Origin of the sequence: Thiocapsa sp. (assembly GCF_035467215.1) — a bacterium.
Lineage (GTDB): Bacteria > Pseudomonadota > Gammaproteobacteria > Chromatiales > Chromatiaceae > Thiocapsa.
In genome coordinates this window covers 1-3716 of sequence record NZ_DATITZ010000140.1, presented here as the reverse complement: position 1 = coordinate 3716, position 3716 = coordinate 1, and the positions used below count along the sequence as shown (strand labels likewise).

Here is a 3716-nt window from a genome sequence, read left to right as displayed (position 1 = left end):
ATCACCGATGGGGCTCACTCGCCGGGCTCAATCATCGGGCGTCTCCTCAAGGCCCCGAGCGGCACGTCGATGCAAGGGACTCGAGCGCGGAAAGTGGGCGCGCAGGAAGGCCATCTGATCCGCCAGGACATGGCGTCCCATCAGGAAGATGTACTCGGCGTGCGTCGGCGTGAAGGGCACGGCCAACAACTCCATGCCCGCCGCTTCGGGCGTACGTCCGGCCTTGAAATTGTTGCAACGCAGGCAGGCGGTCACGACGTTGTTCCAGACATCCTTGCCGCCGCGACTGGTGGGGCGCACGTGATCGCGCGACAGATGGCGCCCCGAGAAACGGCTGCCGCAATACATGCACATGTGGTCGTCGCGGTGAAACAGGGTGCGGTTCGACAGAGGTGGTGCATAATCGTCCTGAAGCTTGTTCAGGGCGTGATGCGTCCCGTAGGTCGCGATGATGGAGTGGATCTCCAAGCGGCTCTGTCGGTGGGTGCTCGAATTGATGCCGCCGCGCAGCTCGAACAAGGCATCTCCGCAGGCATAGGCCACCTGCCCGAGGAAATACAGCCGGGCGGCAACCCGGTAGTCCACCCATTCCATCGGCATACCCGCCAAATCCGTTCGCAGTACCTGTTGATTCAGTGACAACATAGCGGCGTTACGGCTCGGAATTTGCGAGCATGATACACAGTTGGCCTTCTCGCGCAACCCGGCGCCGTCAGGCGTTTCAGCGACCGGACCTTCGCGCCTCGACGCTCTAACCGGTTGATCACTCACAGCCGCCCCGAAACGCCGCGAAGGTGTCCGGCGCAGGCTTCCGGCGACCCGACGGCGCTGCGCACGCAATATCCAACAAATTGATTAAAAAGATGTTTTCAAGTTGGCCAAAAAGTTTCCAAACCAACAAAACCGTAACAACGGCGCCTGCTCGCATCCGCTTTACACCAGTCATCCCCAGACTTATCCACAGGAATTGTGAGTTTCTCGGGTTTCATGTTCCACGACAAGTGATTGCCGGTGTTTCCTAGGGAAGCGCGGACGTCACGCGTCTAATCGACGACTGCCGCCCGCCCTCGGAGCCCGCCCTCAGAGAAAGCGCTCAACCAACGTGTCGCCCGACCCACACCGAAAGCCCGGCTCGATCCTGCGTGTCGCCGTTGCCGCACCGCTGATGGATGCCTTCGATTATCTGCCGCCGGCTCCGGTATCGGAAGGCGGATCGACAGCGCCGTCGCTGTTGCCCGGTCAGCGTGTGCTGGTGCCCTTCGGACAAGGTCGGCGCGTAGGCATTTTGCTCGAGCTGCGCGACACCTCGGATCAGGATCCCGCGCGACTGAAGCCGATCGAGCGCCCTCTCGACCCGCACCCCGTCTTGGGCGCGGCCGACCTGACCCTGATCCGCTGGGCGGCGGACTATTATCGGCAACCGATCGGCGAGGCCCTCTTCAGTGCACTCCCCGCCCGTCTGCGTCAGGCCAAACCCATCATCGACGAGCAGGTCCCGGGCGTCTCGGCGACACCCGACGGCAGGGCTCTGGACCTCGAGACGCTGCGGCGAGCGCCGAAGCAGCGCGAGCTTCTCGCCCTGGTCAGGTCCGTACCCGAGGGAATTCCGGTTACCGATCTGAATGCATGCTTGGGTCCCTGCGCCGCGACGCTGCGCAGCCTGCGTGCACGCGGCCTGCTGGAGACCTGCCGTATCGTGCCGGCGGGACCGGTCGCGCACGCGCCCCGCGTCCAGCCCGCCCCCGGCCCGGGGCTCAATACCGATCAGGCCGAAGCGGTTGGTCGGGTCGCGGCCGGGCTCGGCGGTTTCAACCCTTTCCTACTCGACGGAGTGACCGGCAGCGGCAAGACGGAGGTCTATATCCGCCTGATCGAGGCCGCTGCCGCCCGCGGCGCCCAAACCCTTCTGATCGTCCCCGAGATCGGCCTGACCCCGCAGTTGCGCGAGCGTTTAACCTCGCGTCTGCCCGACCCGCCCGCCGTACTGCATTCCGGGCTGGCTGCAGGAGACCGCGAGCGGGCCTGGCACCGCGCCGCCTCCGGGCTTGCGGGCGTCGTGCTCGGGACGCGCTCGGCGGTGTTCGTGCCCCTGCCGCGGCTCGGGCTGATCCTGGTCGACGAGGAGCATGACGCCTCGCTCAAGCAGCAGGAGGGCTTCCGCTACTCGGCACGCGATGTCGCCGTGCGACGCGCTCAGCTGCTCGGTTGCCCGGTCGTGCTCGGCTCAGCGACACCCTCGCTCGAAACGCTCAACAACGCGCAGACCGCGCGCTACGGCTGGCTGCGCCTGCCGCAGCGCGCGGGTGCGGCCTGCACGCCGCGGACCTCGCTGCTGGACATCCGCAATCAGCCGCTCCAAGCCGGGCTCTCCGCCGTGCTGCGCGAGGAGATGCGTACCGAGATCGCCGCCGGCAACCAGGTGCTACTCTTCCTGAACCGCCGCGGCTATGCCCCGGTGCTCACCTGTCACGCCTGCGGTTGGGTCGGCGACTGCCCGCATTGCGACGCGCGCCTCACGCTCCACCTGGCGCGCCGACGCCTCTGGTGTCACCACTGCGGCTGGACACGGCCGTTGCCGAGTGCCTGTCCGGACTGCAAGGGGACCGACCTGCGCATGCTCGGGCGCGGCACCGAGCGGCTGGACGAGGAGCTGCGCGCCCTGTTTCCGGGCGTCGGAATCGCCCGACTCGACCGGGACACCACGCGACGTCGCGGCGAGCTGGCGCGCCTCCTCGACGAGGTCCGGCGAGGCGAGGTGCAGATCCTGCTCGGCACCCAGATGCTGGCCAAAGGACACGACTTCCCCGGCGTGACCCTGGTCGGCATCCTGGATCTCGACCAATCACTCTACGCAAGCGACTTCCGCGCACCGGAACGCACCGCCCAGCTGATCGTTCAGGTCACCGGACGGGCCGGGCGCGCCGAGCGCCCCGGACGGGTCGTCCTCCAGACCCGCCACCCCGAGCACCCGTTGCTCCAAAGCCTACTGCGCGACGGTTACACGGGCTTCGCGACCACGGCCCTTGCCGAGCGCCGCGAGGCCGAGCTTCCGCCGTTCAGCCATCTAGCGCTGCTGCGCGCCGAGGCACCGGCCGCCGAAACCGCAACGGCCTTCCTGAATCAGGCCCGATTGATTGCAGAAGGGCCTGACGAAGGCCGTGCCGAACCGCTCGCCGATTCCGGGGTGCACTGCTACGGCCCGGTCCCCGCCCCGATGGAGCGCCGCGGCGGACGCTACCGCGCGCAGCTTCTGATCCAATCCTCACAACGCCCGCAACTCCAGCGGTTTTTGGCCGGCTGGAGCCTCGCCCTACGCGCCTTGCCCAGAAGCAAAGGTCTGCGCTGGTCGCTGGACGTGGATCCGCAGGACATGTACTGATCTCCGAGCCGTTGCTGTTGCCGCGTGCCCGCAAAGCGCGTAGGGGCGTCCAGCGTAGGGACTCCGGTTACCCGGAGCCCCCGCCACAGACCCGGACGTGCGGGCTTCCTTCAGATCCCTTATTGGCTCCCCTCCGGTAGCGGCCTTGCCATCGCCCTCGTCCGTAAGGTGCAGGGGGGGTTCTTCGGGCACCCTTTATATGGTCCGCCCCGCGATGCAAGAGGGAAACCGCTGTTTTTGGCAGAAGGAAACGTTGCAGCCATATATCCGGCATCGAATGAGGGTCGTTGCCGATCCTCGTGCCCTGATGGAATTCGCGCGCCTTCCCGTCCTCATC

Annotated in this window: 2 protein-coding genes; one reads left to right on the top strand and one right to left on the bottom strand. The window is 66.6% G+C overall.

All coding sequences use genetic code 11. From position 1 onward, the window contains the following. Positions 1 to 27: 27 nt before the first annotated feature. Positions 28 to 645, bottom strand: a complete 618-nt coding sequence (locus VLR48_RS08035; protein WP_325291282.1) for an HNH endonuclease — start codon at positions 643 to 645, stop codon at positions 28 to 30. A gap of 457 nt (positions 646 to 1102) precedes the next feature. Between VLR48_RS08035 and VLR48_RS08030 the strand changes: the two genes are divergently transcribed. Next, complete coding sequence (locus VLR48_RS08030) at positions 1103 to 3379, top strand: primosomal protein N' (RefSeq protein ID WP_325291281.1); 2277 nt, start codon at positions 1103 to 1105, stop codon at positions 3377 to 3379. Positions 3380 to 3716 lie beyond the last annotated feature (337 nt).

Coding starts and splice junctions, on each gene's coding strand:
- VLR48_RS08035 (WP_325291282.1), bottom strand. CDS start 645: ATGTTGTCACTGAATCAACAGGTACTGCGAACGGATTTGGCGGGTATG.